This is a genomic window from Edaphobacter sp. (genome assembly GCF_035763405.1).
Classification (GTDB): Bacteria; Acidobacteriota; Terriglobia; order Terriglobales; family Acidobacteriaceae; genus Edaphobacter.
On the sequence record NZ_DASUBE010000142.1, the window covers coordinates 1 to 26,985 of the forward strand.

The following is a 26,985-nucleotide window of genomic DNA, read 5'->3' on the forward strand; positions in this document are numbered from 1 at the left end:
TGCCGTAGAGCACGAGCACGTAGGTGAAGACGATGGCTGAGGCGAAGAGCAGGATTCGCTTGAGGAGCTTCACGCGGAGCAGGGTATCAGGCTATTGGGTTGGAAGTAAGAGATTCGTGTGGTTCGAGGGGGCCCTCCCCCAGGTTAAGTACTCAAAGTCCATGTTCTAAAGGGGTTAGGTTCGGACTTCGCCTGTGAATGCAAAAGCCCGGCAGGTGGCCGGGCTTTGATTTGGTTCTATAAGTTCATTATAGAGGGCGAGTCAAGGTCCTGATTGTGGGAATCGTTGCAGGCGGATGATTCTAGGTGGCTTTGCGCTGGAAGGCGGTCTTCTTGGTGGGAGCCTTGTTGGCTTTCGCGGAGGGGCCTGCGTCGGCGTGGGTGGATTTGGCCTTGTCGTTGAGCTTGGCGGCTTTTTCGCGGAGAGCCTGGAGCCGGGCAGCCTTGGGGCCGAGTCCGCCGATCTTTTGTGTGGGGGCTTTGGGGATGAAGTCGTTCATGGGGGGATTTTATCGTGAGCGGGATTTTCGTGCCGGGTCGAGACGGGGAAGGGTGGTATCTTTCTTGGGACCTGAATCCAGAAAGGAGAGTGTGCGATGAGTGTGACAGGCGGCGTGGTGGAGGCAGAGGAGATTCGGCTGGGTGGGATTGTGCTGCGGTTTCTGATTGATGGGCCGACGAGCGGGTCGGGAGTGACGATGTTTGAGATGACGGTGGCGCCGAGAGCGGGGATGCCGGTTCCGCATCATCATGTGGGGTTCGATGAATCGGGATATGGAGTGAGCGGGAGGCTGAAGTTCACGCTGGAGGGCGAGACTCTCGACGTGGGGGCGGGGGACCTGGTGTGGATTGAGCGCGGCAAGGTGCATGCGTTTACGAACCCGTTCGACGAGCCGGCCAGGGTGCTTTGCACGATCACTCCGGGGGTGCTGGGGGCCGAGTACTTTCGGGAGATTCGGGGGCTGCTGGCGGGTGGCGGGCCTCCGGATGTGAAGGCAATGGCGGCGGTGATGCTGAAGCATGGGTTGGTGCCGGTGAAGGTGGGGTAGTGGGTCCTCTCGATGTGGTGAGCGAGGCGCCGCGGTGTGCTTGACAACTCATGCCCGGATGCCTACTGTTTATTTAGACAGTTTAGACTGTCTGTTGATGGGGGAGTCATGAGAGCGCACAAGTTCAGTGACCAGGTTCGTACTGTGGCAAGGGATCGGTATGTCGCACCTGCATTGCGCGCAGGCCGGACGTCGTTCGAGATCAAGGTGCGCAATGTGCTGGATGATCTGGTTCCGCTGGGATTTCCCCCGAACAATACGCCTCAGGTGTGCAATGCGCTTCGTTCGGCAAAGTTCCTCCGGGACAACGGGCTTGAAATTACGGCTGTGGATGGGCCTCCTTCCAAGTTGAGTACGACTGTCGTTGTACATTATCGTGCAGTCGAAAATGGTCTCGGCGAGCGAAGGACAGTTTCTGAAGGAGCTGGCGAGGTTGAAGATGCAGCGGTACGGGCGAAGCGGTTGGCGGAGTCTTTGCGAGGGCTGCTCAAGGAAGAGTTGAAGGAGCATGGTGGCGCGGAGGCGTTTGTCCGGTGGATCAGATCGGATGAGGAGGATGCGGCTTGAGCAAGATCTTTTGGGACTCCATGCTCTTTGTTTATCTGCTTGAGGGGAATCCGGCCTATTCGAAGCGAGTCCAGCATCTTTTGCAGCGAGCGTATGAACGCGGAGATTCGCTCCACACAAGCTTTCTTGCTTTTGGTGAAGTGATGGCTGGTGCGGTGAATTCTCCGGACAAGGCGATACGGATTCAGCAGACGATGAAGGAGATGGGGTTTTCGTATCTGCCGTTTGATGCTGGAGCCGTGACGCCCTTCAGCAGATTGCGGGCTGTCAACAAGCTGAAGGTGGCGGATTCGATTCATCTCGCGTCGGCGGCTTCGGCGGGGATTGATTTGTTTCTGACTGGGGATAAGCAGTTGTCGGGGTTGGATGTGCCGGGGATTCAGTTTATTGCGGATTTCAATACGCCGATTTTGTAGTTGAGAACGTCAGGTAGGTTCATTTCCGAATAGGGCATCAATGTCTCGATGGCCATGGACGACACGAAGGATGAGGACTTCCGTGCCTTCGACGGCGTAGAGGACGACGTACTCCCCGATGGGAAAACTGCGGATGCCCGAGCCGAATTCGTGATCGCGGCTGCGGCCGAGGTAGGGGTATTTGGCAAGGAGGAAGAATCTGTTTGTGATGGAGTCTACGAGGTGGTCGGCGATCTCGATGCTTGAGCTTTCTTTGGCGATGTAATACCAGATGTCGTCGAGATCAATCTCTGCACGAATGGCAACGCGATGCGCCATTAGCGGGACGAGGCCAGTTCGTTTGCGAGGCGAGCGCGGCCACGCTGCTTCACGGCTTCCGCCAGTTCTCGCATGGATTCCTGCGTGATGGGATGGCCCTTGCCGTCAGCGAGAGAAATTCGCGCTTCGTCGAGGGTTGCCAGGAATGCAATGCGCTGACGCTCGCGCTCTTCCCATAGACCGAGAGCCTCCTGCACGGCGTCTTCCTCGCGGTGCAACCGGCCGCTTTCGATGGCGCGGCGTGCGAGGGCTTGCTGGTCGGAGGTGAGGTGGACTTCCATGGGTCTAGAGTACGGAAAAGTAGGCATAGAAACAATAGAGTTCCACATATTTTGGCGGCTGGAGTCGGGCTGCTGCGCGTCCTGCGAACCCACATCTCAGAATCGAGATGTGGGGCACCCGGCGGTTTACTTCCACCCTTCGCTACGCCAAGGATGGGGCACCTGAACGATGGTGATTGGTTTGAAAATCCAAGGGGGGGCCACCCGCCCTAAGCTATGGTTCAACAAATAATTTAGATATTCTCTTCGGATGTTTTCCGGACAGCCTAATCTCATGTCGCTTTACCTTTACGCCATTCTTATTGTGCAGGTCATCTCCTACCGATACATAGTGTCGAAGTAGGGCACGCTCTGCAATCTTAAGGCGCTTGTTCTGATCAGAGTTTCCGTGCGCATTAAGCAAGCCTATCCAAATCACCCGGTGTCCGTTTCGTGCGTCCTTAATGTAGGACATTAGGCTTAGATTATTCATCTGCTGCTTAATTCTTCCACGTAGATTTTTTGCTTGGCCAACATACAGGGCCCTGAAACTCTTTCCGAACATGCGGCCAAAAATGTAGATACCAGGAGATTTCGGAATACCATCGAGAACTTCTTTGACCGATTCGTCGGTCAGCTCACGAGGTAATTGAATACGCTTCTGAAATTCGAGAGATATAGTCATAGTGCTGGCGGACCGAATACTACACCATTCGAATATGTTACGAAAAGAGGATTTTTGGTGAGAGGTTTGGCGGCTTCGTGTCGGCTACGGTGATGTTTGGCTGGAGCGAGGCTTGGGCCTGAAGAGGCTCTGTGAGTGTGATGGATTTATGGGTCGGGCTTTCAGCCCTCTGGGTTTGGGGTTGCACTCTACCTGGGGCTGCGCCCCAGGCTGGTATAGGGCGCGCCTTTGGCGCTTTTTAGGGATTCTTTATGGATGCAGCGTTCCTTGAATCAAGCTCCTGCGCAGCCACAAGCAAAATACAGGGATTCTTCGCTGCGCTCAGAATGACAACGTATCTGCGGATATGAGCCTTTAGCTGAAGAGGAATTCTTTGGTGCGGAGTTCTTTGACGGTGTCGCGTAGTTTGGCGGCTTTTTCGAATTCAAATTTTTTGGCGGCTTCGCGCATGTCGGATTCTAGTTTGTTGATGTAGGTGTCGAGTTCCTGCTGGGTGGCGAAGTCGGGCATGTCGCCTGTCTCTTCGGTGAGGTCGGCGTAGTCGGCTTTGAGGATGCCGGCCAGCGACATCTCGGTGGCGCGGATGACGGAGTGGGGCGTGATGCCGTTTTCTTCGTTGTAGGCTTCCTGAATTTCGCGGCGGCGATTGGTTTCGTCGATGGCGCGCTGCATGGAGTCGGTCATCTTGTCGGCGTAGAGGATGGCGCGGCCTTCGATGTGGCGCGCGGCTCGGCCGATGGTCTGGATGAGTGAGCCCTGGCTGCGGAGGAAGCCTTCTTTGTCGGCATCCAATATTGCTACCAACGACACCTCCGGAAGATCGAGGCCTTCGCGGAGGAGGTTGATGCCGATGAGGACGTCGTACTCGCCTTTGCGGAGGTCGCGGAGGAGCTTGATGCGTTCGAGGGTTTCTATCTCGGAGTGCATGTAGCGGCAGCGGACGCCTACTTCGGTGTAGTAACTGGCCAGGTCTTCGGCCATGCGCTTGGTAAGTGTAGTTACTAAGACGCGCTGATTTTTTGCGGCGCGGTCGCGGATCTCGGCTAGTAAGTCGTCGATCTGGCCTTTGACGGGGCGGATTTCTACGGTGGGGTCGATGAGGCCGGTGGGGCGGATGATCTGCTCGACGACTACGCCGGCGGATTTGGTGAGTTCGTAGGGGCCGGGTGTGGCGGAGACGTAGACGATCTGGCCGGTGCGGGTTTCGAATTCCTCGAAGCGGAGTGGGCGGTTGTCCATGGCGCTGGGCAGGCGGAAGCCGTAATCGACGAGGTTTTGTTTGCGGCTGCGGTCGCCGTGCCACATGCCGTGGAGTTGTGGGACGGTGACGTGCGACTCGTCGATGAAGAGGAGGTAGTCGTTGGGGAAGTAGTCGAGGAGCGTGGGTGGCGGCTCGCCGGGGAGACGGCCGGACATGTGGCGCGAGTAGTTTTCGATGCCGTGGCAGTAGCCGACGGACTTGATCATCTCGAGGTCGAAGCGCGTGCGTTGGTGGATGCGCTGGGATTCGACGAGGCGGCCTTCGCGTTCGAGCTGCGTCTCCCACTCGGCGAGCTCTTCGAGGATGGAGGCGATGGCGCTGGTTTTGCGCTCGGGCTGGACTACGTAGTGGGATTTTGGATAGATCGGCAGGCGCGAGTATTTCTGGCGGACGGTGCCGAAGAGTGGGTCGATCTGGGAGAGGGAGTCGATCTCGTCGCCGAAGAGCTCGATGCGGTAGGCGTTCTCGTCGTAGGTGGGGTAGATTTCGATGATGTCGCCGCGGACGCGGAAGGTGCCGCGGCGGAAGTCGACATCGTTGCGGTCGTAGAGGATTTCGACGAGGCGACGGGTGATGTCTTCGCGTTTGATGCGCTGGCCCTTTTCGAGCAGGAGCAACATGCCATAGTAGGCTTCGGGCGAGCCGAGGCCGTAGATGCAACTGACTGAGCTGACGATGATGGCGTCTCGGCGCTCGAAAAGGCTGCGCGTGGCCGAGAGGCGGAGCTTGTCTAATTCTTCATTGATGGTCGCTTCTTTTTCGATGAAGAGGTCGCCGGCGGGGATGTAGGCTTCGGGCTGGTAGTAGTCGTAGTAGGAGACGAAGTACTCGACGGCGTTGTTCGGGAAAAAGCCCTTGAACTCGTGGTAGAGCTGCGCGGCGAGCGTCTTGTTGTGTGCGAGGATGAGCGCGGGGCGCTGCAGCTCCTCGATGATCTTGGCCATGGTGAAGGTCTTGCCGGAGCCGGTGACGCCGAGCAGGACCTGGTCCTTCTCGCCGGCGTGGATGCCGGAGATGAGTTCGCGGATGGCGCGGGGCTGGTCGCCCTGGGGCTTGTAGTGGGTGGAAAGCTGGAAGTCCATTACACATAAGATAGAAGAAATTGTGTGGAGGATTCGGAATGAGTGCAGGGACTGAGTTGTGGCTGGTGCGACATGGAGAGACGGAGTGGAGCGCGGGTGGGGCGCATACTTCGCGGACGGACATTGCTCTGACAGCGCATGGGCGACGGCGGGCGGAAGAGTTGCGGGATTTTCTGGCGGGAGTGAAGTTTGATGCGGTGTTGGTGAGTCCGATGCAGCGGGCGCGGGAGACGTGCGCAATCGCGGGATTTGGTAATGTGGCCGTTGTGGATGCGGGGTTGAAGGAGTGGGATTACGGTGTCTACGAAGGGCGGACTACGGCGGAGATTCGGAAGGACGCGCCGGGGTGGTCGGTTTGGAAGGATGAAATTGTGGATGGGGAGACGGTGGAGCAGGTCGGGGCGCGGGCTGATGGGGTGATTGCTCGTGCTGTGGCTGCCTCGCCTTCAGGTGGGAAGGTTGCGCTGTTTGCTCATGCGCACCTGTTGCGGATTCTGGCGGCGCGATGGGTTGGGTTGCCTGCTGTGGATGGGCGGCTTCTGGTGCTTGGGACTGGGAGTTTGAGCGTGCTGGGGTGGGAGCGCGAGACACGGGTGATTGCGAGTTGGAATCGTGGGTTTGAGTAGGGCGCAGGGACAAAAGCAGATTCCTCCGCTTCGCTGCGGAATGGAAATGCAAAGGGGCTATACGTTCTCACCCATGCCGCGATGGGGCCGCGCCGAAGGCACGGCACCCTGCGAGACGCAGATTCCCTTCGGGAATGACAACAAAAAGAAGGGACTGCCTGGGGGATGAGGAGGCTACTTTGTTGGTGTGGCGTTGAGGGTCAGGACCTGGAATGGGGCGAGGTGGAAGATGTGCGGTGTGCCTGCTTGCAGCGCGATGGATGGTTGCGAGGCATCGTCTTTCCATGGGCTGTGCGCGGAGAAGGTTCGGGCTGCACCTGTGGGTAGCTCGAAGGCTTTTTGCGGGTCGATGGAGATGGTTTGCGGCTTGTCGCTGGGGTTGCGCAGGACAAGGATGGCTTTCTTTGGCGACCAGGAGGCCCAGCCGTAGACTTCGAGCCATGCTGGATCACCGCCTACCCAGTGCGTGTCTTTAAGCACGTCAGCGTTGGAGCGCGACCACTTGGCGGCTTCGGCGAGGTCGTCCCAGTTTTGCTGCGAGAGGAGCGACGGGGTGATGTACATCTCCTGTAGCTGTGTGCCGGTGCCGAAGTAGGAGCGAATCTCGTTGCGGAAGTCGTTCGAGGGATCGGCGTTGAGGTGGCGGTGGTGCTGGGCGTAGATGAGGCCGTGCAGCATGAGGGAGTTGAGCGGATAGAGCGGGCCGCGTTTGACGACTTCGTCGTAGGTGTCGGCGTCGCGGTAGGTGATCCAGCGTTCGCGGTAGGTGCCGACGCCGGCGGTGGAGTCGTCGTAGCCGCCGCGCCAGATGGAGTCGGCGGTCATGAGCCAGAACGGGGAGGGATAGGTGCCGGTGGTGAGGTTGATGTAGATGTCGGGCTTGGCCTGGCGGAGGACGCCGATGAGGTGGATGGCGGCGGCGAAGTCGCTGTCGAAGGCGCTGCCCTTGAAGACGGATTCGGCGTTGCCGGTGCCGTCGAACTTGAACTGGTTGACGCCGTACTTCTTAATCATGTCGAGGCAGACTTGCTGGAAGCGGTCGTAGTATTTTGGCCCGGAGAGGGCGTAGCCGTTATCGACGATCTCGTAGCCTTGCGATTTGCCGTAGGCGATGCGCTCCTGTTTGGGCCTGGAGTAGCCGCCCCAGGGCGACATCCATACGCCGGGGTCGGCGCCGTATTTTTCCGCGGCCTTGCGCACGTTGGTGAAGCCGTCGGGGAAGCCTTGGTTGAAGTCCCAGAGCGAGGAGTGGTTGTCCCAGCCGTCGTCGAAGAGGAAGCTGTCGAGGGTGACGCCGCGCTTGTCGTGCAGCTCGCGGCCGAAGAAGTTGATGCGGTCGAGCGCGCCGGCTTCATCGTAGGGAGTGAAGTAGCCGAGATCGTACCAGGAGTTGTAGTGCAGGAAGGTGCGGTAGGGGTGCGCGCGCTCGCGCTCGATGTAGGCGAGGAAGTCGCGGCGGAGCTGGCCGGTGCGCGCTACACCGATGACCGACGAATAGGTGACGGACTGGGTGGCTTTGAGCGGAAGCTCACGGTCGATGTATGCGGTGGCGCGGTTGAAGGTGACTTTGCTTTCGGAGAGCGGATGCTCGAAGCCGAGGAAGAGGTCGCCTGCGACGATGGGCGAGCCTTTGACCGAGCCATCGACTTCGGCTCCGGGGAGGGTGACGTCGATGAGCTGGACGCGCGTGATGGCTTCGTCTGCCGGGCCTGCTGTGAGGGTGAGGACCTGGCGGAGGTAGTTGGAGCCGTCGCGGAGGACGACAGACCAGGTGGCGTGGAGGGAGCCGTCGGCGTTGACGAGTGGGGTGTCGAACTCGATGCCGGGGACGCGGTCGGAGTAGCGGGATGCACTTGCGTCTGCGGTGAGTTCTTTGCGCTCGGGCTTGCCGTCGGTGTGGAAGTCGGCGGCTTTATCGACGAAGCCGTCTTTTAATAGGACGGCAAACGGGGAGGGTACGTGGATGGTGCGGCGGTGCAGCTTGTCGGTGAAGGTGAGGCCGGTGATGTGTCCCTGGCTGAGTGTCCACGTTGCGTCGAGTACGGTGTTGCTGAGGGTATAGCTATCTCCGCGTGCTGTTGCGTTGGCTCGGCCGGGCTGCTGCGCGGTGACGGCCGCTGTTGTTGCGGCGAGCAGGACGATCGCGATGGTTGGCAACGGGCGGAGGGACGCAGCTTTCGAGGGCTTGTGGAGGAAGGCAGGTTTGGACATGGATGCTCCCTGTAGGGATTTGAGTATGTCGAATGGTATCACCGAAACGTAATATAACGAAAGTAAGAATTATGAAAGGGTTGTTTTGGGTGGCGGGGAGGGAAATACGGGGGCTCTCCACTGCGGCGGCAAAAACGCCGTCTCCAGTCGAGATGACGTGGTGTGGATGATGGCTCGAAAGAAAAGCGGGTCCTCCCGCAGCGTGGAAGGATGACAGGCGTTTGGTGTGAGGTTATTTGGGCTGCGTCCAGGCGCCGTTCCAGAGACGCAGGATCTTTTCTGGATTGTCGTCGCGCAGGGCTGTGGGGAGTGCGGACTGCGGCAGGCCCTGGTAGGCTACCGGACGTGCAAAGCGGAAGATGGCCTGGCTGCCGACAGAGGTCGAGCGGCCGTCGGAGGTGGCGGGATAGGGGCCGCCGTGGACCATGGCGTGGCAGACTTCGACTCCTGTGGGGAAGGCGTTGAAGATGACACGGCCGGCCTTGGTTTCTAATACGCGCAGAAGTTCCGCGTTTTGGCTAAGGTCTTCTTCGGTGCCGAGGATGGTGGCGGTCAGGTGGCCTTCGAGCGAGCGCGCGGCTTCGAGCATCTGGGCGGCGCTGGCGCAGTGGATGAGCAGCGTGGTGGGGCCGAAGACTTCGTCTGCGAGATTAGGGTCGGAGGCGAAGGCTGGGTAGGTGGTTTCGAGCAGGGCTGTTTGCGCGCTGAAACCTTCGCTGGCCTTTGTGCCAGACGCGGTTCGGAGCGTAGCGCGTTCGGCGACTTGTTTGTCGTAGAGCGAGGCGATGCCGCCGGTGAGCAGCGAGAAGGCCGGGCCTTGCTCCGTGAGTGTGCGGAGCTTGTCTGAGAAATCGGAGGCTGCCTGGGGTACGAAGACGAGACCGGGTTTGGTGCAGAACTGGCCGCCGCCGAGGGTGAAGGAGCCGTGGAGGCCGGTGGCGAGTTGCTCGGTGCGCTCGGCGAGGGCGTGGGGAAGAATGAAGACAGGGTTGGCGCTGCCCATCTCGGCGTAGACGGGGATGGGTTCGGGGCGTTTGGCGGCGAGGTCCATGAGGGCGCGGCCTCCGCGGAAGGAGCCGGTGAAGCCGACGGCCTTGATGTGCGGATGGCGGACGAGCGCGGCGCCGACGGTGTGGCCGGAGTCGAAGAGCAGCGAGAAGGTGCCCGCGGGGAAACCGCACTCGGCGACGGCTTCGGCGATGACCTGGCCTGCGAGTTCGCTGGTGCCGGGATGCGCGGGGTGGGCTTTGACGATGACGGGATTGCCTGCGGCGAGCGCGGAGGCGGTGTCTCCGCCTGCGACAGAGAAGGCGAGCGGGAAGTTGCTTGCGCCGAAGACGGCGACCGGGCCGAGCGGACGCAGCATGGAGCGAACGTCGGGTTTGGGAGGCGTGCGCGCGGGATCGGCTGTGTCGATGCGCGCCATGACCCACGAGCCTTCTTCGACGACGACGGCGAAGAGGCGAAGCTGGTTGCTGGTGCGGGCGACTTCGCCGGTGAGGCGTGGGCGCGGCAGGGCGGTTTCCTGATTGGCGCGGTCGATAAGGGCTTCAGCGGATTGGTCGAAGCCGTCGGCGATGCGGCGGAGGAGGCGGGCGCGGTCTTTGCCTGTGCTTGAGGCGAGGAACGGCGCGGCCTCGACAGCCAGCGTGACCGCGCGCTCTATATCTGCGGGGCGGGCGGAGAGATAGGTGGGCTCAAGCTCCCGGCCATTGGAGGGCGAGAAGCCGCGGAAGGCGTCAGCGCCTTCGGTGGCGAACGTGCCGCCGATGAGCGAACGTCCGTGAAGTTCAACTGCTGCCTGTGCGCGGCCGTCGGTCATTTATGCACCCTTGAAGTTGGAGATGGGAACCTCATTAATCTTAGGACGATTTGCGAGTGCCGTGCGGAGGACCTGCTGCGCTTCGGCCAGTTCGGCCCCGACGATCTCCAGTCGCGGTGCGCGGACGTTGGCTGAGCCTACCCCGCGCTGGCCCTGCACCCATTTGATGAGTTGGACGAGCTTGGGTACGGTGTCCATGCGGAGCAGCGGGAGGAACCAGCGGTAGAGGTCGAAGGCTTCGTCGAGTTTGCGCGCGCGGGCGAGGTTGAAGAGCTCGACCGACTCGGCGGGGAAGGCGTTGACGAGGCCGGCGATCCAACCCGTTGCGCCTGCGGCGACGCCTTCGTAGATGGCGTCATCGACGCCGACGAAGACTTCGAGGCGATTGCCGAGCAGGGCGCGAATGGCGGAGACGCGGCGCACGTCGGTGCTGGACTCTTTGACGGCGTGCAGGTTGGCGTGCTCGGCGGCAAGCTCGGCGATCTGCTCGGGCACGAAGTCGGTGCCGTAGGAGACGGGGTTGTTGTAGATCATGCAGGAGAGTCTGGTCGCGGCGATGATGGCGGAGACGTGCTGCTTCATCTCGCGCCAGTCGGTGCTGTAGACGTAGGGCGGCAGCACGAGGAGGCCTTCGCAGCCGAGCTGTTCGGCGTGTTTGGCCAGCTTGACCGAGGCTGCGGTGGAGAGCGACGAGATGGCCGCGACGACGGGCGCTTTGCCCTTGGCGGCGCGGATAACGGTCTTGAGGGCTTCGACCTTTTCGTCATATTCGAGCGTCGCGCCTTCGCCGAGCGAGCCCAGCACGACGAGGCCGGTGCATCCGTTGCCCAGCAGCCAGGCGGCGTGCTGCGCGAGAAAGGCGTGATCGACAGCACCATTGCTGTCGAAGGGGGTGGTCATTGCAGGCATTACTCCGGCCCAGTTCATTGGTTCTCCTCGATGGTGATGTTGGTCTGGCTGCGTTCAGCGATGGCATGGGTTGAAGCAAGGTGTCCAGCGCAGGTGGCTTAGAGGTTGGTGAGAAGTGGTTGAGTTGACTGGAAGGAAGGCCCGGAGCTAAAGCCCCTGGATATTGCCGGCTTTTTCGTGGGGCTGAAGCCCTACGCTAATCCCCAAAAGCAACCGTAAGATTTTTTTCAGCAGACTCTCAAGTCGCGTCCTTTCAAGACAACTACTCATTCAAGATTCTCTTCTGGGAGATGATATATAAATCCTAAAATGTATACAACTCTAAATATATCGTGATATAAACTCATCCGTCACGTCGCGGCTAATTTCGTGTGTGTCCAGAATGACATGCGAGGATGGCGGCGAGAGAGAAATCGTTTTCGGAGGCAGGGCGTGAAGACTGGGACAGGCATGGCAAAGGGAGTGGCACGAGGTCTGGCAGGTGCGGTGATGATGGCGGCAATTTTGCTGCCGTGTCGCGTGTGCGCGGCGGCGGCACGGACGGCGGCTGTGCAGGGGAGCCAGATGCGCTCGGTGGTGGAGCAGTTTTCGGCTGATGAGCGTGGGTTGATGCGGAGCTACGATCTGCCGCTTGATCCGGCGAGGATGAATCGCTTTGAAACGTTCTACGCGAACCAGCTTGCGTTGCTGGAGAAGTTGAACTTCGATGCGATGTCGGAAGAAGACCAGGTGGATTATCTGCTGCTGCGCAATCGCATCCAGTCGGACCAGCATCAGCTTGCCATCCGAAAGAAGCAGGCGGAGGAGATGGCGCCGCTGCTCCCGTTTGAGAAGACGATTATCGACTTGAACGATGGCCAGCGCCTGATGCAGAAGCCGAACGCGGAGCAGGCGGCAGGGCAGTTGTCGGAGATGGTGAAGCAGATTGCCGCGACGGAGAAGCAGTTGCTGGCGCAGAAGCAGGCTGGCAGCACCGTGAGCAAGGCGGTGGCGAACCGCGCGGTGCGTCAGGTGGAGAACCTGCGCGGAGCGTTGAGGGATTGGTTCGATTTTTCGAATGGATACGATCCGGAGTTTACGTGGTGGGTGGATGGGCCTTATAAGGCGGCGGACAAGTCGCTGCAGGGCTACTCGGCGTTTTTGAAGGAGAAGATCATCGGGATCTCCGCTGACGACAAGACGACGATTATCGGAGACCCGGTGGGGCGCGATGCGCTGATCGCGGAGTTGAAGGACAACATGATTCCGTATACGCCGGAGGAGCTGATTGCGATTGCCCAGACGGAGATGGACTGGTGCATGAAGCAGATGCTTCAGGCTTCGAACGAGATGGGCTACGGCAACGACTGGCACAAGGCGCTGGAAAAAGTGAAGACGATGCACGTGGAGCCGGGCGAACAGCCGGAGGAGATTCGCAAGCTGGTGACGCAGGGCATCGACTTTGTGGACAAGAACGATCTGGTGACGGTGCCGCCGCTGGCCAAGGAGACGTGGCGGATGGAGATGATGACGCCGCAGCGGCAACTGGTGAATCCGTTCTTTACCGGAGGCTCGATTATCAGCATCTCGTTCCCGACCGACACGATGACCTACGACCAGCGCGAGATGTCGATGCGCGGGAACAACATTCCGATGTCGCACGCTACGGCGTTTCATGAGATGATCCCCGGCCACTTTTTGCAGTGGTATATGGGGCAGCGGTATCACCCGTATCGGCGCGCGTTCGATACGCCGTTCTGGACGGAGGGCAATGCGTTCTATTGGGAGATGATCTTCTGGAACAAGGGCTTTGACGCGACTCCGGAGGAGAAGGTGGGGGCGCTGTTCTGGAGAATGCATCGCTCGGCACGTGTGCTCTTCACGATGAAGTTTCATCTGGGGCAGTGGACACCGCAGCAGTGCGTCGATTTTCTGATTAAAGATGTGGGTCATGAGCCGGACAATGCGACGGCTGAGGTGCGGCGCTCGTTTGATGGATCAGTAGGACCGCTGTATCAGTCTGCATATCTGATGGGTGCGCTCCAGTTCCGCGAGTTGCACAAGGAGCTGGTTGATTCGGGCAAGATGACGGATCGACAGTTCAACGACGCGGTGCTGCACGAGAACTCGATGCCGATTGAGATGCTGCGCGCGGTGTTGACGCACCAGAAGCTGACGCGCGACTTCACGACGAATTGGAAGTTCTATGGGCCGAATCCTCTGGGCGCGGCGGAGCCATCGAAGTAGCGGAGTGTATATGGACAGGCGCGGATTTCTGAAAGGCATGACGATTGCTACGGCTGGCATGAACGGTTTGCCCGGCCTGGCGCAGCTGGGAGACGCTGAGCCGGCTGCGAGGAACGGCGGCGCAGGATCGCAGCGGCACGCGACGGGAGATCGTCAGGTCGAAGGGCATACGCTGCTTTGCAGCTTCGAACGCGGTGCGGAGACGTGGCGGGTTTATGAGGATCTGCGGGTCCGCGACGGCGCGATTACGTTTCTTTCGTCGAGTGGAAGCAGCCGTGTGTTGACGAAGAGTGCCGAGGCGGCGTTTGCGGAAGGCACGCCGTATCTCGGGTTGAAGATGAGCGACATCGGCATGGCGGGGCCGGACCTGCTGGCGGATGAGTTGCTCAAGCATGGTGATCCCGATCCGGAGCGAGTGCGGACGGCTGCGCCGCCGCAAGGGTCTGTGCATGGTGAGGGTGCGTTTGGGCGGGCGAGGTGGGACACGTTTGTCGGCACGCGGGAGTGTGAGGACACGATGCCGGTCTATCCGGGCGGCAACACGCGGACGTACCATCCGGTGCAGTCGTTTCCGGATTTGAGTGGGGAGTTGATTGCAAAACGCTACGAGGGACTGTTGGGCGGGTGGATGCCTGCAGCGCGAACGGCGATGCCGGTTTCGGAGACGGCTTACTACGAGACGATTGTCTTTGGAGATGTTGCGGCAAAGGACAGGTTCATTGTTCAGACGTGGCATCGCACGGCGCATGTGGAAGACGGGAAGATGACGAAGGTGGAGTTTGGGTATAGCTATCCTGCGTATCCGCCTGCGCGCGAAGACCCTGCGCCGGATGAGTTTTACCGGGCGCTGCTTGAGTTCAGCATGTACTGGGACCGGCAGATGCACGATGCGGTTCCTGTGCTGTTGCCGGAGAAGTCGTGGGTGGACATGTCGCGCTATGCGTTTGTGAAGGAGCAGATGGTGCGGCCGGGAGGCGTGTATCCGAAGTACGGCGCGGTGGACCGCGATTACTATGGCTCGGAGTACGATGGGTTTCAGGACATCTTTACCAGCGCGCTTTATACGAACCTGGAGTGGGGGCGGTTCGAGATGGCGCGCGATGTGCTCGACAACTATTACTCGGACTTCGTGGATGCGAAGGGCATGGTCAACATGCGCGGTCCGGAGACGGGCCAGTATGGGCTGATGCTCTCGCTGATTGCGCGGTACTTCAACTACACGCACGACCGCGAACTTTTTTTGAAGCATCAGGCGAAGTTTGAAGCGACTGCTGCGGTGCTGACAACGCTGCATGATGAGAGTCTGCGGCTTGCGCCGGATGATCCGGGCTATGGTTTGATTCATGGTTGGAACGAGTCTGACTCGTGCCTGATGCGCACGCCGATGACGTGGTGGCAGCCTTATTTTGCGAACAGTGCATTTGCGGCGCGCGGGTTAAAGGACCTGGCGCGCACATGGCGGATGCTGAATCGCGACAAGGCAAATGCGGGCATGGAGAAACAGGCAGGCGAATGGGTGAGGCATAGCCAGCGGCTTTCGCACACGCTGGTGGGGAGCGTGCAGAAGAATGTGCGTCACGATATGACTCCGCCGTATATTGGGCCGCTGCCCGGGGCGAAGCTGACGTTTCGGGAGTCGATGGCCGAGGAGCATCCGAGTCCGCAGCAGTGGCCGCATCGTGCGTACGCGGAGTTGTTGCAGGCTGACGTGCTTCCGCCGGAGCTGGCTGGCCTGGTGATCAACTGTATGCGTGCGTACGGCGCGACGACGATGGGTGTCGTTGCCAATGTGGGAAGGCCCAATGTGCATGATCGCGCGATCCTCGGGTTTATCTCGTATGGATATGCGCAGCAGTTGTTGCGGCTGGATCGCGTGGAGGAGTATCTGCTGTTTCTGTATGCGCATCGGTATCACGATCACACGCGGGGAAGCTGGACGGCGGGTGAGGTGTCGGGCATCGGCGGCGGCACAGCATTATTTTGTATTCCCGCGCAGCAGACGATTCCGCTGCTGGTGCGGTGGATGCTGGTGCTGGAAGATTCCGATGAGGATCGTCTGTATCTGGGCAAGGGTCTGCCGAGAGAGTGGCTGGTTTCAGGACAGGAGATTGGGATTGAAGAAGCGCCAACGCGGTGGGGCCGTGTCAGCTTTCGCATGAGGGCGAAGGACGGCAACCGCATTGTGGCGTCGGTGATGTTGCCTGAGGAGGGTGATGGGCCGAGGGTGTTGCATATTAAATTTCGGCTGCCGCAGCACAACACGCTGCACACGATTACGGCGAATGGCAAGGCGATGCAGGCGAGCGGACCACAGAATGACACGATCGTGATTGCAACGGGAGATCAGAAGAACTTTGAAGTGGTGGCGCAGTATAGCTAGGTGTGGTGATGGTTCTTGATATACGACTCCATGCAACTAAGGGAAGATGCGGGGAGTCTTCGCTACGCTCAGAATGACAACCAAAAGCTACCGTGCTGCAATGACATTGCATTTGACATCGGTACAACCTATGAAATGAGGAACCCTTTGAGAGAGCGTTTGATTTGTGCTGAGTTCGTTTGCCTTCGCCGTGTGATGGTGCTGTTTGCGGTCTTTGGACTTGTGCTTCCTGCTGTGGGGCAACGCAGGCCAAGAACCCCGCCAACTCCGGGGCCGATGCTTGCTGACGGATATGTGACGCTCGACACGCCGGGCTTCGACGTGACGCTGGTGAAGTCGTCGGAGACAATGGCGGCGCTGAAGCCGAAGGGTGCGAATGGATTCGACTTCACGCCGGGCGACAGGCTGGTGGAGCGGTCACAGGATGGTTACTACCACCTGGGTGACATCGACCTGCGGCTGCGCACGGACGCGACGGGGCAGTGGAAGGATTATTCTTCGGCGTATGCGCGGCATCCGGTGACGCCGCTGGCGACGTCCGGCAATGTGTTGGCTGCGGCGGACCTGGCGCCGACGCTTGGTGCGGATATTCCGTTGCGCGTCGTTCGTTCGTGGACAGTGACGAACGGAAAGTTTGGTCTGCAGTTCTCGATTACGAACAAGAGCAGCCAGCCGGTGGAGATTGGTTCGCTGGGGATTCCGATGGTGTTCAACAACATCATCAGCGAGCGAACGCTGGCGCAGGCACACGAAACGTGCAGTTTTTATGATCCTTATATAGGAGAGGACGCGGGCTATCTGCAGGTGACGCGCCTGAATGGCCATGGCCCGGCGCTGGTGGTGACGCCCGAGGGAAAGACTCCGTTTGAGGCGTATCGTCCGATCCTGAATCATCGCGGACCTGATCACAAGGTTGAGATCTTCAACGATCCGACGCAGCGCAGTATGACCTTCGAGGGTTTCTACGAGTGGATGGCGGCGAGTGGGGCGTATCAACAGAACGAATGGAAGAACGCCAAGCCGTGGAACGTAGCGACGACGATTACGCTGAAGCCTGGTGAGACGCGCGTATTCGGCGTGCAATTTCTGCTGTCTGATTCGATCCGCGATATAGAAAAGACGCTGGCTGCGAACCGCAGGCCGGTAGCCGTGGGCGTGCCGGGATACATTCTGCCGGAGGACATTGAGGGGCATCTGTTTCTGAAGTATCCGGAGAAGGTGCGCTCGATTACGGTTGATCCCGCAGGTGCGATTAGCGTGGCTAAGACTACGGCCTCGCCGGGCGGGTGGCAGGATTATGTGCTGCGCGGTAAGACGTGGGGGCAGGCGCGCGTCTCCATTCGATATGAAGACGGATTGTTGCAGACGATCAGCTATCGGGTCATCAAGCCTGAGGTGGAGGCTGTTGCGGACTTCGGCAACTTCCTTACGACAAAGCAGTGGTTCGTCGATCCGAAAGATCCCTTTGGGCGCAGTCCTTCGGCGATCAGCTATGACCGGCAGACGAACCAGCAGGTGACGCAGGACAGCCGCGTGTGGATTGCGGGGCTGAGCGATGAGGCTGGCGCCGGGTCCTGGCTTGCGCTGGCGATGAAAGAACTTGGCGAACCAAACAAAGCGGAGATCGTGAAGTACGAACAGTTTGTCGATCACGTTTTGTGGGGCGGGCTCCAGATGAAGGATGGGCCGGGCATGTATGGTGTGCGCAAGAGCCTCTTCTACTATCAGCCGGACAAGTTGCCTCCGGGCTACTACCGCAGCGACTTGAATTGGAAGAGCTGGACGAGCTGGAACGAGAAGCAGTCGGAGGATTTGGGGCGCTCGTTCAACTATCCGCATGTGGCGGCGGCGTACTGGGTGCTGTATCGGCTGGCGCGGAATCATCCTGGGCTGGTGACGAACCATCCGTGGCAGTGGTATCTGGATCATGCGTACGAGACGACGATGGCGATGATGAAAGATGCGCCGTACTACACGCGGTTCGGTCAGATGGAGGGCGATGTCTTTGTTCAGATTCTGCTTGACCTGAAGCGCGAGGGTTTGACCGACGACGCAAGCACGATGGAGGCCGCGATGCATGGACGCGCGGACCGCTGGAAGGGCGAAGCGTATCCGTTTGGCAGCGAGATGCCGTGGGATTCGACAGGGCAGGAAGAGGTGTATGCGTGGACGAAGTACTTCGGCTATCAGGACAAGGCGGAGGTGACGCTCGACGCAATTCTCGGCTACGACCCGACGATTCCGAGCTGGGGATATAACGGCAGCGCGCGGCGGTACTGGGACTTTATCTACGGCGGCAAGGTGGAGCGGCTGGAGCGGCAGTTGCATCATTACGGCTCGGGTGTCAATGCGATTCCTCTACTGAGCGAGTACCGCGATCATCCGACTGATCTATATCTGCTGCGCGTAGGCTACGGGGGGACGATGGGCGAGCTGAGCAACATCGACCAGCAGGGATTTGGCTCGGCTGCGTTTCACTCGTTTCCAGACATGCTCGCGTTTGATCCATATAGCGGCGATTATGGCTCGGGCTTCTTCGGCCATGCCTTCAACACGGCGACCTACGTGACAGACGATCCTGCGCTGGGCTGGCTCGCTTTTGGCGGCAACCTGAAGGCGCGAGGTGCGGCGGTTACGGTGACACCGCTTGATTCGTTCCGCAACCGTCTCTATCTTGCGCCGTTTGGGTTGTGGCTGACGCTGGATGCGGGCAAGTTCAAGAGTGTTGAGTTCGAGCCGGCGACGCACTCGGTGAAGCTGGTGCTCGATGGTTCGGCCGAGTTCACTCCTGATGCTCGTCTGCGCATTGAACAGCCTGCGAAGGTTGCGGGTGTTGGCGTGTTTGCTCCAGCGGAGGCGCTTCGTGAGGAGCGGGGGGCGTATGTGATTCCGTTGAAGCATGGGGTTACGGAGGTTGTGCTGAAGCAGAAATAAGCTACGCTCTGGATACGATGCGTTGATGGCGAAGAGAAGAACCCACCTCAGCGGCTAAGCCGCGTTGATGATGTGGTGATGCGGCCAAATTTATGGAGGAGTCCTATGTGGATGAAGTGTGTTGTTGCTGCTGCTGTGATTGGGTGCGCGGCGGTTGCGGGTCTTGATGGCGTGGCTGGTGCTCAGACGCGGGCATCGAGCAGGCTTGCCGTGACTCCCCCGATGGGGTGGAATAGCTGGAACCATTTTGCGAACAAGGTGGACGATAAGACGATTCGCGCTGAGGCGGATGCGATGGTGTCGTCTGGAATGCGCGATGCGGGCTACGTCTACATCAACATCGACGATACGTGGGAGGGGACGCGCGATGCTGAGGGGCGCATTCATCCGAACTCGAAGTTTCCCGACATGAAGGCGCTTGCCGATTATGTTCACAGCAAGGGATTGAAGCTGGGGATTTACTCTTCGCCGGGAGCGAAGACGTGCGCAGGTTACGAAGGAAGCCTGGGGCATGAGCAGCAGGATGCGGATACGTATGCTTCGTGGGGCATCGACTATCTGAAGTACGACTTGTGCAGCTATACGAAGGAGTTGCGCGAGCAGGCGGGGCATGATCACGCGAAGTCGCAGCAGGTGATGGAGACGGTTTATCTGAAGATGCACGATGCGCTGGCGCGTACAGGGCGACCGATTGTGCTGAGTCTTTGCCAGTACGGATGGGAGGCGGTGTGGCGGTGGGGAGCCGATGCAGGCGGGAATCTGTGGCGCACGAGCGGCGATATTGAGGACAACTATGCGCGCATGTCAGAGATTGGCTTTGCGCAGGCTGGGCTCAGTAAATACGCGGGGCCTGGGCACTGGAACGATCCCGACATGCTGGAGGTGGGCAACGGAGGGATGAACGAGAATGAGTACCGCACACACATGAGTCTGTGGGCGATGCTGGCCGCACCGTTGCTTGCGGGAAACGACTTGACGACGATGTCGCCGGAGACGCTGGCCATTCTGACCAACCGCGATGTGATTGCGATTGATCAGGACAAGCTGGGGCGACAGGGAGATCGCGTGGCGGCAGAAGGGCCGCTGGAGGTGTGGGCGCGTCCGTTGGCTAATGGGGACAAGGCGATTGCGATCTTCAATCGCTGGACGATGCCGCTGACGATGACGTTCGATTTGAAAACGGCCGGTGTGAACGGTTCGGTAAAGCTCTACGACATCTGGGCGAAGAAGGATCTGGGCACGTTCAGCGGGATGTATACGACTGCGGTGGTGCCTCCGCATGGAGTGATCCTGCTGCGGGCGGAGTGACGGCGCTACGTGGTTCTAAGTTCGCGGTTGTTTTGCATAAGCAGAAACTTCGAACCGCGGGTCCTTCGACTACGAAGGACCGCAAAAACGCGGTCTGCTCCGCTCAGGATGACACTGCAAAAATGGCATGAACTTCAGACTTGGGTCCACCTGCCCTGTCCTTCGACGATGGTGATGTAGCGGTCGACGGGCAGGGAGGTGAAGCGTTCGACTTTGCCGCTGGGCTGCGGCCAGTGGATCTCGATCCAGTCGAGCTTGGTCTGCTGGCCGAGGCCGAGGACGATACGCGGGTCGTGTGAGGAGAGATAACTGCCGCCGCCAACCTTGGTGACGGTGCGTTTGAGCGTGCCTGCCTGATAGATCACTTTTGCGCCGATGGCGTCGATGTTGGCTTTGCGGCCGATGAGACGCAGGCCGAGCCAGTGATTTTTTTCGGTGGCGGTGTTGCGCAGCAGCACAGGCGGGCCGTTGTTCACGGCGACGAGGACATCGATCGCGCCGTCGTTGTTGAAGTCGCCAAGCGCAAGGCCGCGGCCTGCGATGTCCTGCGCGAAGATGGGGCCGGATTCGGAGCTGACGTTCTTCCACGAGGAGCCGTTGTTTTCAAACAGCAGCATCGGCTCGAAGTAGTGGACACCGGGCTGGTGGCTGTCGATGGTGGTGTCGGGGTGGCCGTTCGAGAGAATGAGGTCGAGGTTGCCGTCGTTGTTGTAGTCGAAGAATTTGAGGCCCCAGCCGCTCATCAGTGTGGTGACGGGGCCGATGCCGGAGGCGATGGAGACGTCGTCGAAGGTCTCGTCGTGATTGTTGCGGTAGAGCGCATAGGACTCGTGATCGACGTTGGCGACGAAGAGATCGAGCCAGCCGTCCTGGTTGTAGTCGGCGGCATCGACGCCCATGCCGGAGCGTGCGACGCCAAAGGGGCTGTAAGCCACGCCCGCAAGTGTGCCGACGTCGCTGAAGCGGCCCTTGCTGTTGATGAAGAGCGCGTTGGGTGCGGTGTCGCTGGCGACGAAGAGATCGAGCCAGCCGTCGTTGTTGATGTCGGCGGCGACGACGCCCCAGGCCTTGCCAAGCGTTTTGGCAATACCGGTTTCCGCGCTGACATCGGTGAAGGTGCCGTCGCCGTTGTTGTGAAACAGGCGCGAGGCGAGCGGTTTGTACACGTTGGGCTTGCAGTAGAAGCGCGCGCCGGGTGGGCCGCAGGTGACGTTTTTTGCTTTGTCGAAGTCGGCGAAGCGGCAGACGAAGAGGTCGAGTCGTCCATCGTTGTCGTAGTCGAACCAGACGGCGCTGGTGCCCCAGCCGGGTGCGGCTACACCTGCTTTTGCAGTCACGTCGGTGAAGGTGCCGTCGCCGTTGTTGTGGTAGAGGATGCTGTTTGGATATTGCGTGACGTAGAGATCAGGCAGACCGTCGCCGTCGTAGTCGCCGACGGCGACGCCCATGCCGTAAGCGTTGCCGGGGACGCCGGCTTTGAGCGTGACGTCGGTGAAAGTGCCGTCGCGGTTGTTGCGATAGAGCGCGTTGCGCAAGGGATGCGCAGGTTTGTAGAAGTCGCAGGGGCCGCTGTTGACGAGGTAGATGTCCATCCAGCCGTCGTTGTCGTAGTCGAGAAAGGCGCAGCCGGGGCCGACGGTCTCGGGCAGATACATCTGCGGCGAAAGCCCGGCGGTGTGTGTCCAGTGGATGCCGCTCTTCTCCGCTGAGACTGCGACGAACGCGGGCTGCGCGGCGGATGCTTCCGGAGCGAGCAGCGCATGGGCCAGCGAGGGCTTCGACGCCGCTCCCAGGGCGGCCGCGGAGGCCGCGTGGAGGAACGTTCTGCGCGAGAGTCGGTGCGTGGGCCTGTACATGCTATTGCGGAACGGAGTGACCCTGGGTGGTGTCGGTGGCCTGCGCGGCGCTGGCTGCTTTGGCTTGCAGGGCGAGCTGCTCCGTCGAGCCTGCCTTGTTGCCGGTGCGCGCGTAGGACATGGCGAGCTGATAGTGTCCTGCCGGGTCGCCGGGTTCAAGCACGACGTAATGCTCGAGCGGTTTGACGGCGTCGGCGAATTTGCCAGAGGCATTGAGCGTCATGCCGAGCGCGAGGTACGCTTCGGCAAAGCCTGCGTCGAGCGTTGCGGCGCGGGTGAAGTGCGGAATGGCTTCGTCCCACTGTCCGGCGCGGCGGGCCAGCTCGCCGAGGATGAACTCGGAAGCGGCGTTGGCGGGATCGACTTCAAGCTCCTTCTGGAACTCCACCTTCGCCGCGTCGGTGGAGCCGGTGGCTCCTGCTTCAGCAAGGAGGATCTGGCCGAGACGATAGTGAATGCCCGGGGTCTTCGGATGGTCGGCGAGAATCTTGCTGTAGATGGCGGCGGCTTCGGTGTTTTTGCCTGCGGACTCGAGCGACTCGGCCTGGAGTCGCTGTGCCTGGTATGACGTCGGCGCTTTGGCGATGAGCTCCTGCGCGGCACGCATGCCCATCTCGGAGAAGTAGTGCGTGGCGATGTAGAGCACTTCCGGGTCGGCAGGGAACTCGCGCTTGAGGAGCAGGAGCGAGTCGGCTGCGTCCTGGTCGTCGTTCATCCCCATGGCGCAGCGTGTGAGGGCCATGGCGGCGCGGTAGCGAAGGTCTTTTTCTGTGATGCGGGGCAGGTCGCGTTTGAGTCTCGGCACGGCTTCGTTGCACCGGCCGGTGGCTGCCAACTGGATGGTTTGCTGAATGGAGACCGATGGTGCGGTGGGGAGTTTTTTCGCGGCCTCGGCAGCAGAGGGCAGCACGGACAGCACGGCCACTCCGAGGGCGAGCGCAGGATGCAAGTATCTGATCCGGAATGAGATTCTGTCCGCCAATGCAGTTCTCCTCAGGGAGGAATTCGATGCGGCTGGGATGCCGTTCAGATTAGCCCACCGCGTGCATGTTTGTGAATGAAAAAGGATGCAATTTGGTGCCTGTCAAATTATACATTGACAACAAATTCATAAATATGTACAAAATAGGGTTCAATAAAAGCAGAGCCACTCAATGAAATTTGAAAAGATGCTTTCCTGAGGTTTCGGAGGCTAGAAGCCAGCAGAAACGCTCGGGATCAATCGTAGAGTTTTCACTTTTCCTAAAGGAGTTGACCAGATGGATCGAAAGCAAAAACTATCTATGTCACTGGCTACGTGTCTGCCGCTAGTCGCTTTGTCAGCGTACGTTATTCTTGTGCCAATGAGGGCCGTGAGAGCTGCTGCCGGGGATTGCCCTGACGGCCAAGTTTATGCTCCTCAACCTTCGCAGCCTAACTACTGTAACAACGGAGCAAATGGTGCGGTTCCGCCCTCTGAATATTCGCTATTCGTCTTCTGCAATACGGAGGACGGCACCGGCGCGAATGGTCTAGGCCAATGTATGGCCGGCTCATGCGTCAAGTGCTCCTATGGCGTTAACGGCGACTACGTACCTCAATGACTATTTGTGCGCGACCAAATCAGAATAAATATTTGGTCGCGCAGTATAGAAATCATCGTCAGCTTTACGACAGAGGAGATTTCAGTCCATGAGATCATGGAATTCAATTCTCCAGGAACATATAGGCACATCGGCACTTTGCGTTGTTCTCATAGCGTCTCTGGTTCTGAATGTATATCTCGCCAAACAGGTACGAACCTATGGCAAATACACTAGACCCTATCCTTTGCTTAAGGTGAATGCTTCGGTTCCACCTTCCTTCCCGGTTGAGGACGTAAACGGGAGAGAGCTTACGATCGCCTTCGCGGATGATCAAAGACCTACCGTCCTGTACATACTCTCGCCTCTATGCGGCTGGTGCAAACGCAATGAAAGCAATATGCTGGCGGTTAATGATGCCGCGATGTCCCGCTTTCGCTTTATCGGCCTCTCTGTGGATTCAACTAATCTAAAGCAGTATGTGGCCGACCGTCGTGAGCCATTCCCCGTCTATCTCCTCAGGTCGAAAGAAGTTATTGAAAAATTTGGCTTATACGGTACTCCCGAAACTATAGTTGTAAGCCCTTCCGCTAAAGTCATGCATCTGTGGCAGGGAGCCTATCTTGCCGGCAATAGAAAACAAATAGAGCAATTCTTCAACGTTGTCCTACCTACTGCCACTCAGTAGTATCTGGCAAACAAATGATCGACTAGGGCTCATTCGCTGGATCGAGGCTGCGAGCCTTCCCCTTATTGCGTTCGAGCTGTTGCATCTTCGTGAATGAAAATGGATGCATTTTAGTATTTCGCAAATTATACATTGACAACAAATTCATAAATGTGTACAAAGTGGGTCACAGCAAAAGAGAGGGCTTGTTCCCAACTGCACGGCTGCGCAAGGCAACGTTTTCTCGCGTATCCCGCGCTCTTGAACTTATCGCACCAGAACAACGAGGTCCCTGATGGAAGCACGAATTTTCGGAGGTCAGTATGCGTTTTAGAGGCAGTAGATTTCTCGTCTGTGTAGCTCTTGTGATCGCCTGCGCGCTCGGTATCTCCACCATGCCGGCCTTTGCGCAAACTGGTTCGCAAGGCAAGATCGTCGTCAGCGCGACCGACGCGACGGGCGCGGTGGTTCCCGGCGCGAAGCTGGAACTGGTGCAAACAGGCACCAACGGCACCTGGCAAGGCGTGACCGAGAGCAAGGGCATTTACACCTTTGTTGACCTGCCGATCGGCACCTACAAGCTGACGGTCTCGATGCAGGGTTATGCGACGAAGGTCTTTCCCTCGGTCGAGGTGCAGGCCGCGCACGTCACTCCGATCAACGCCGCCCTTGCAGTGGGCGACGTGGCTACGGTAGTCGAGGTAACGGGCCTGGCGACACCACTGCTGGAGACCAGCTCGAATGCTCTCGGCACGGTCGTTGATATGAAGCAGATTGAAGACCTACCGCTGCAAGGGCGCGACCTGACTTCGTTCTCGCACCTTGTGGCTGGCTACAACGGCACGTTCAACGGACTTCCTTCCACCGACCAGGGCAGCAACATCGATGGAGTGGTTGGCAGTCCGAATCGGATGAAGTTCGGCGGCAACACTCAGCCTTCGGTTTCGCCGCGTCTTGAGACCATCGAGCAGATGACAGTGCAGACCGACCAGCTTGACCTGAACGCGGGCTATGGCCAGTCGAGCACGCAGTTGAACTTCGTCTCGCGTCGCGGCAGCAATCGTTTCCACGGTCGCGTTTACGAAGACTTCCGCAACGCGGCCCTGAATGCCAACACCTATAGCAACAACGTGGGAAAGGTGCCGAGAAACAGGCTGATTCTTAATGACTTTGGCGGCAGCCTGGGCGGCCCCATCTTCCGCGACAAGCTCTTCTTCTTCGGCTCCTTTGCCATGTCCAAACAGCCGGGGTCCTTTTCGGCCAGCAACAACGTCTTTACTGCGGCCGCGCAGCAGGGTAACTTCGTCTACCAGGGATCGGATGGCCAAAACCACACGGTCAACGTCCTGAGCCTTGCGCACGGCAGCAACCCTTCGTTGCCCGACACGGTTAATGCGATTACCGCGGCGCAGCTCGATCTCATCAATAAGAACGTTACCGGCGCAGGCTTGACGCCCTCAGGCGATCCCAACTTCAACCAGATTCTATGGAACAGCAACTCGGCCGTCACACAGTACTTCCCCGGCGGACGGATTGACTATAATCTCTCCCAGCGGACAAAGATGTATCTGTCCATGCTCGTGACCAACACAACTCAGCCAACCAACACGGCGGCAACATTCCCGGGCAAAGACTTTGCCAACCAGGTGGCAGGGAACGAGTCGAAGAACTATACCCTCTCCTACGGCATGGACTTTATTGCGACCCCCAACTTCATCAACCAGTTGAAGCTGGGCTATCTGTACAACGCGACCAGTTTTGCCTACAACGCAGCTCCGCTCTATGCCACACAACCAACCGTAAACTGGAACTTCCCGGGCGCGGCCGGCAATATGTCCGGGTTGACTTATCAGACTCCGATCTCGACGTTCTATCCCATCCTCAGTGCGTCGGACTCGGTAACGTGGCAGCATGGCGCTCACGCCATCAGCTTCGGCGTGTCGTGGTACCGTGAGCAGGACCACTACTGGAACCCGCCGGTTGGATACAACAACAACGATCTTGGACTTGCTACCGGCGATCCTGCTCTCAACGCATTCACCACCTCGTCCATGCCCGGCGCCGACGATTCAGCCATCTCCGAGGCAGGACAACTTTATGCTGTTCTGACAGGAAGAATCTCGGACATCAACGGTACCTTCCCCTATAACAAGGCAACCAAGCAGTTCGAGCACAAGATTGGCGCTTACAACCTGGACGAACTTGTCAGCTCGACTGGCCTGTTTGCCGAGGACTCCTGGAAGGTGACGCCTTCTCTCACGTTGAACTATGGCCTGCGCTGGGACTTCGGCGTGCCGCAGCACGACCTGACCGGCGCGTATCACTCGGCCTCTCCGGGGGACATCTACGGGCCGTCCGGCAACGGCAATCTCTTTCAGCCCGGACGTCTGCCCGGCAGCATGAATCCGGTGCTTTCCACCAATCCTCGTCCGTATGAGGCGTGGAGGCTTACACCTCAGCCCGCGTTCGGATTCGCGTGGAATCCGAAGTTCACCGACGGGTTTGCCAAATCGCTATTCGGCGGCGACCAGACGGTCATTCGCGGCGGCTTCGCGCTGCGCCGCTTTACCGAGCCGGGTCAGTACTTCTGGAACAACGCCTCTGACTATGGTTCGTTCTACTTCCAGGACTTCTTCCTGAATGCGAACAATACAGGCGGGCCGGGAACGTTTGCTCCGGGTAGCCTGTCGCTGGGCCAGCCTATTCCTCCGCTCGGCTATGCTCCGACGGAGTATCAGGAGACGGCTTCGCAGTCGGATTACACCTTTGTCGGCGGCCCCGGTGTGAATGGTCTGAATCCGAAGATTCAGCAGCCCTATAGCGAGTCGTGGAATTTGGGTATTCAA

19 protein-coding genes are annotated in these 26,985 nt (G+C 59.2%); 10 read left to right on the forward strand and 9 right to left on the reverse strand.

Annotated elements, in window-relative coordinates; translation table 11 throughout:
• Positions 1-302 precede the first annotated feature (302 nt).
• A complete protein-coding gene (locus tag VFU66_RS13540) occupies positions 303-500 on the reverse strand; it encodes a hypothetical protein (RefSeq protein WP_326446794.1) in 198 nt (65 codons plus the stop codon).
• A 96-nt stretch (positions 501-596) separates the two neighbouring features.
• On the opposite strand from VFU66_RS13540, the gene VFU66_RS13545 reads away from it, so the two are divergent.
• From VFU66_RS13545 to VFU66_RS13555, 3 genes are all read left to right on the forward strand, one after another.
• The gene (locus tag VFU66_RS13545) at positions 597-1,049 is read left to right on the forward strand and encodes a cupin domain-containing protein (RefSeq protein WP_326446795.1); all 453 of its coding nucleotides are present in this window, start codon (positions 597-599) and stop codon (positions 1,047-1,049) included.
• Between the two features lie 144 nt (positions 1,050-1,193).
• Positions 1,194-1,616, forward strand: a complete 423-nt coding sequence (locus VFU66_RS13550) for a hypothetical protein (protein WP_326446796.1) — start codon at positions 1,194-1,196, stop codon at positions 1,614-1,616.
• Positions 1,613-2,032, forward strand: coding sequence for a type II toxin-antitoxin system VapC family toxin (locus VFU66_RS13555; RefSeq protein WP_326446797.1), 420 nt, complete (start codon positions 1,613-1,615; stop codon positions 2,030-2,032). The genes VFU66_RS13550 and VFU66_RS13555 overlap by 4 nt, the downstream gene beginning before the upstream one ends.
• A 9-nt stretch (positions 2,033-2,041) precedes the next feature.
• On the opposite strand, the gene VFU66_RS13560 is transcribed toward VFU66_RS13555, so the two are convergent.
• The 3 genes from VFU66_RS13560 to uvrB form a co-directional block, all read right to left on the reverse strand.
• Positions 2,042-2,350 (reverse strand): type II toxin-antitoxin system RelE/ParE family toxin, encoded by a 309-nt coding sequence (locus VFU66_RS13560; RefSeq protein ID WP_326446798.1) that lies wholly within the window; start codon positions 2,348-2,350, stop codon positions 2,042-2,044.
• Positions 2,350-2,658 (reverse strand): hypothetical protein, encoded by a 309-nt coding sequence (locus tag VFU66_RS13565; protein ID WP_326446799.1) that lies wholly within the window; start codon positions 2,656-2,658, stop codon positions 2,350-2,352. The genes VFU66_RS13560 and VFU66_RS13565 overlap by 1 nt, the downstream gene beginning before the upstream one ends.
• A 991-nt stretch (positions 2,659-3,649) precedes the next feature.
• Positions 3,650-5,638, reverse strand: a complete 1,989-nt coding sequence (gene uvrB / locus VFU66_RS13570) for an excinuclease ABC subunit UvrB (RefSeq protein ID WP_326446800.1) — start codon at positions 5,636-5,638, stop codon at positions 3,650-3,652.
• Between the two features lie 38 nt (positions 5,639-5,676).
• Between uvrB and VFU66_RS13575 the strand changes: the two genes are divergently transcribed.
• Positions 5,677-6,264 carry a histidine phosphatase family protein gene (locus tag VFU66_RS13575; protein WP_326446801.1) on the forward strand — a complete coding sequence of 196 codons (588 nt, stop codon included), beginning with the start codon at positions 5,677-5,679 and terminating at the stop codon, positions 6,262-6,264.
• A 174-nt stretch (positions 6,265-6,438) separates the two neighbouring features.
• Here VFU66_RS13575 and VFU66_RS13580 read toward each other — a convergent pair whose 3' ends face one another.
• The 3 genes from VFU66_RS13580 to VFU66_RS13590 form a co-directional block, all read right to left on the reverse strand.
• Entirely contained in the window at positions 6,439-8,475 is a 2,037-nt protein-coding gene (locus VFU66_RS13580; RefSeq protein WP_326446802.1) for an alpha-galactosidase, read from the reverse strand.
• Positions 8,476-8,707: 232 nt separating this feature from the next.
• Entirely contained in the window at positions 8,708-10,297 is a 1,590-nt protein-coding gene (locus VFU66_RS13585) for an aldehyde dehydrogenase (NADP(+)) (protein WP_326446803.1), read from the reverse strand.
• The gene (locus VFU66_RS13590; protein WP_326446804.1) at positions 10,298-11,224 is read right to left on the reverse strand and encodes a dihydrodipicolinate synthase family protein; all 927 of its coding nucleotides are present in this window, start codon (positions 11,222-11,224) and stop codon (positions 10,298-10,300) included.
• Positions 11,225-11,638: 414 nt separating this feature from the next.
• Here VFU66_RS13590 and VFU66_RS13595 point away from each other — a divergent pair, with 414 nt between their 5' ends.
• From VFU66_RS13595 to VFU66_RS13610, 4 genes are all read left to right on the forward strand, one after another.
• The gene (locus VFU66_RS13595) at positions 11,639-13,432 is read left to right on the forward strand and encodes a DUF885 family protein (protein WP_326446805.1); all 1,794 of its coding nucleotides are present in this window, start codon (positions 11,639-11,641) and stop codon (positions 13,430-13,432) included.
• Positions 13,433-13,442: 10 nt separating this feature from the next.
• The gene (locus VFU66_RS13600) at positions 13,443-15,812 is read left to right on the forward strand and encodes a Tat pathway signal protein (RefSeq protein WP_326446806.1); all 2,370 of its coding nucleotides are present in this window, start codon (positions 13,443-13,445) and stop codon (positions 15,810-15,812) included.
• A gap of 276 nt (positions 15,813-16,088) precedes the next feature.
• Positions 16,089-18,746: a DUF5695 domain-containing protein gene (locus tag VFU66_RS13605; RefSeq protein ID WP_326446807.1), complete on the forward strand. Its 2,658-nt coding sequence runs from the start codon at positions 16,089-16,091 to the stop codon at positions 18,744-18,746.
• A gap of 111 nt (positions 18,747-18,857) precedes the next feature.
• Positions 18,858-20,054, forward strand: a complete 1,197-nt coding sequence (locus VFU66_RS13610; RefSeq protein WP_414649449.1) for a glycoside hydrolase family 27 protein — start codon at positions 18,858-18,860, stop codon at positions 20,052-20,054.
• 134 nt (positions 20,055-20,188) lie between these two features.
• Here VFU66_RS13610 and VFU66_RS13615 read toward each other — a convergent pair whose 3' ends face one another.
• Entirely contained in the window at positions 20,189-21,910 is a 1,722-nt protein-coding gene (locus VFU66_RS13615; protein WP_326446809.1) for a CRTAC1 family protein, read from the reverse strand.
• Position 21,911: 1 nt separating this feature from the next.
• The gene (locus tag VFU66_RS13620; RefSeq protein WP_326446810.1) at positions 21,912-22,859 is read right to left on the reverse strand and encodes a tetratricopeptide repeat protein; all 948 of its coding nucleotides are present in this window, start codon (positions 22,857-22,859) and stop codon (positions 21,912-21,914) included.
• 722 nt (positions 22,860-23,581) lie between these two features.
• Between VFU66_RS13620 and VFU66_RS13625 the strand changes: the two genes are divergently transcribed.
• Entirely contained in the window at positions 23,582-24,160 is a 579-nt protein-coding gene (locus VFU66_RS13625) for a TlpA family protein disulfide reductase (protein WP_326446811.1), read from the forward strand.
• Between the two features lie 302 nt (positions 24,161-24,462).
• Positions 24,463-26,985, forward strand: a 2,523-nt coding sequence (locus VFU66_RS13630; protein WP_326446812.1) for a carboxypeptidase-like regulatory domain-containing protein, incomplete at its 3' end; no start/stop codon positions are given.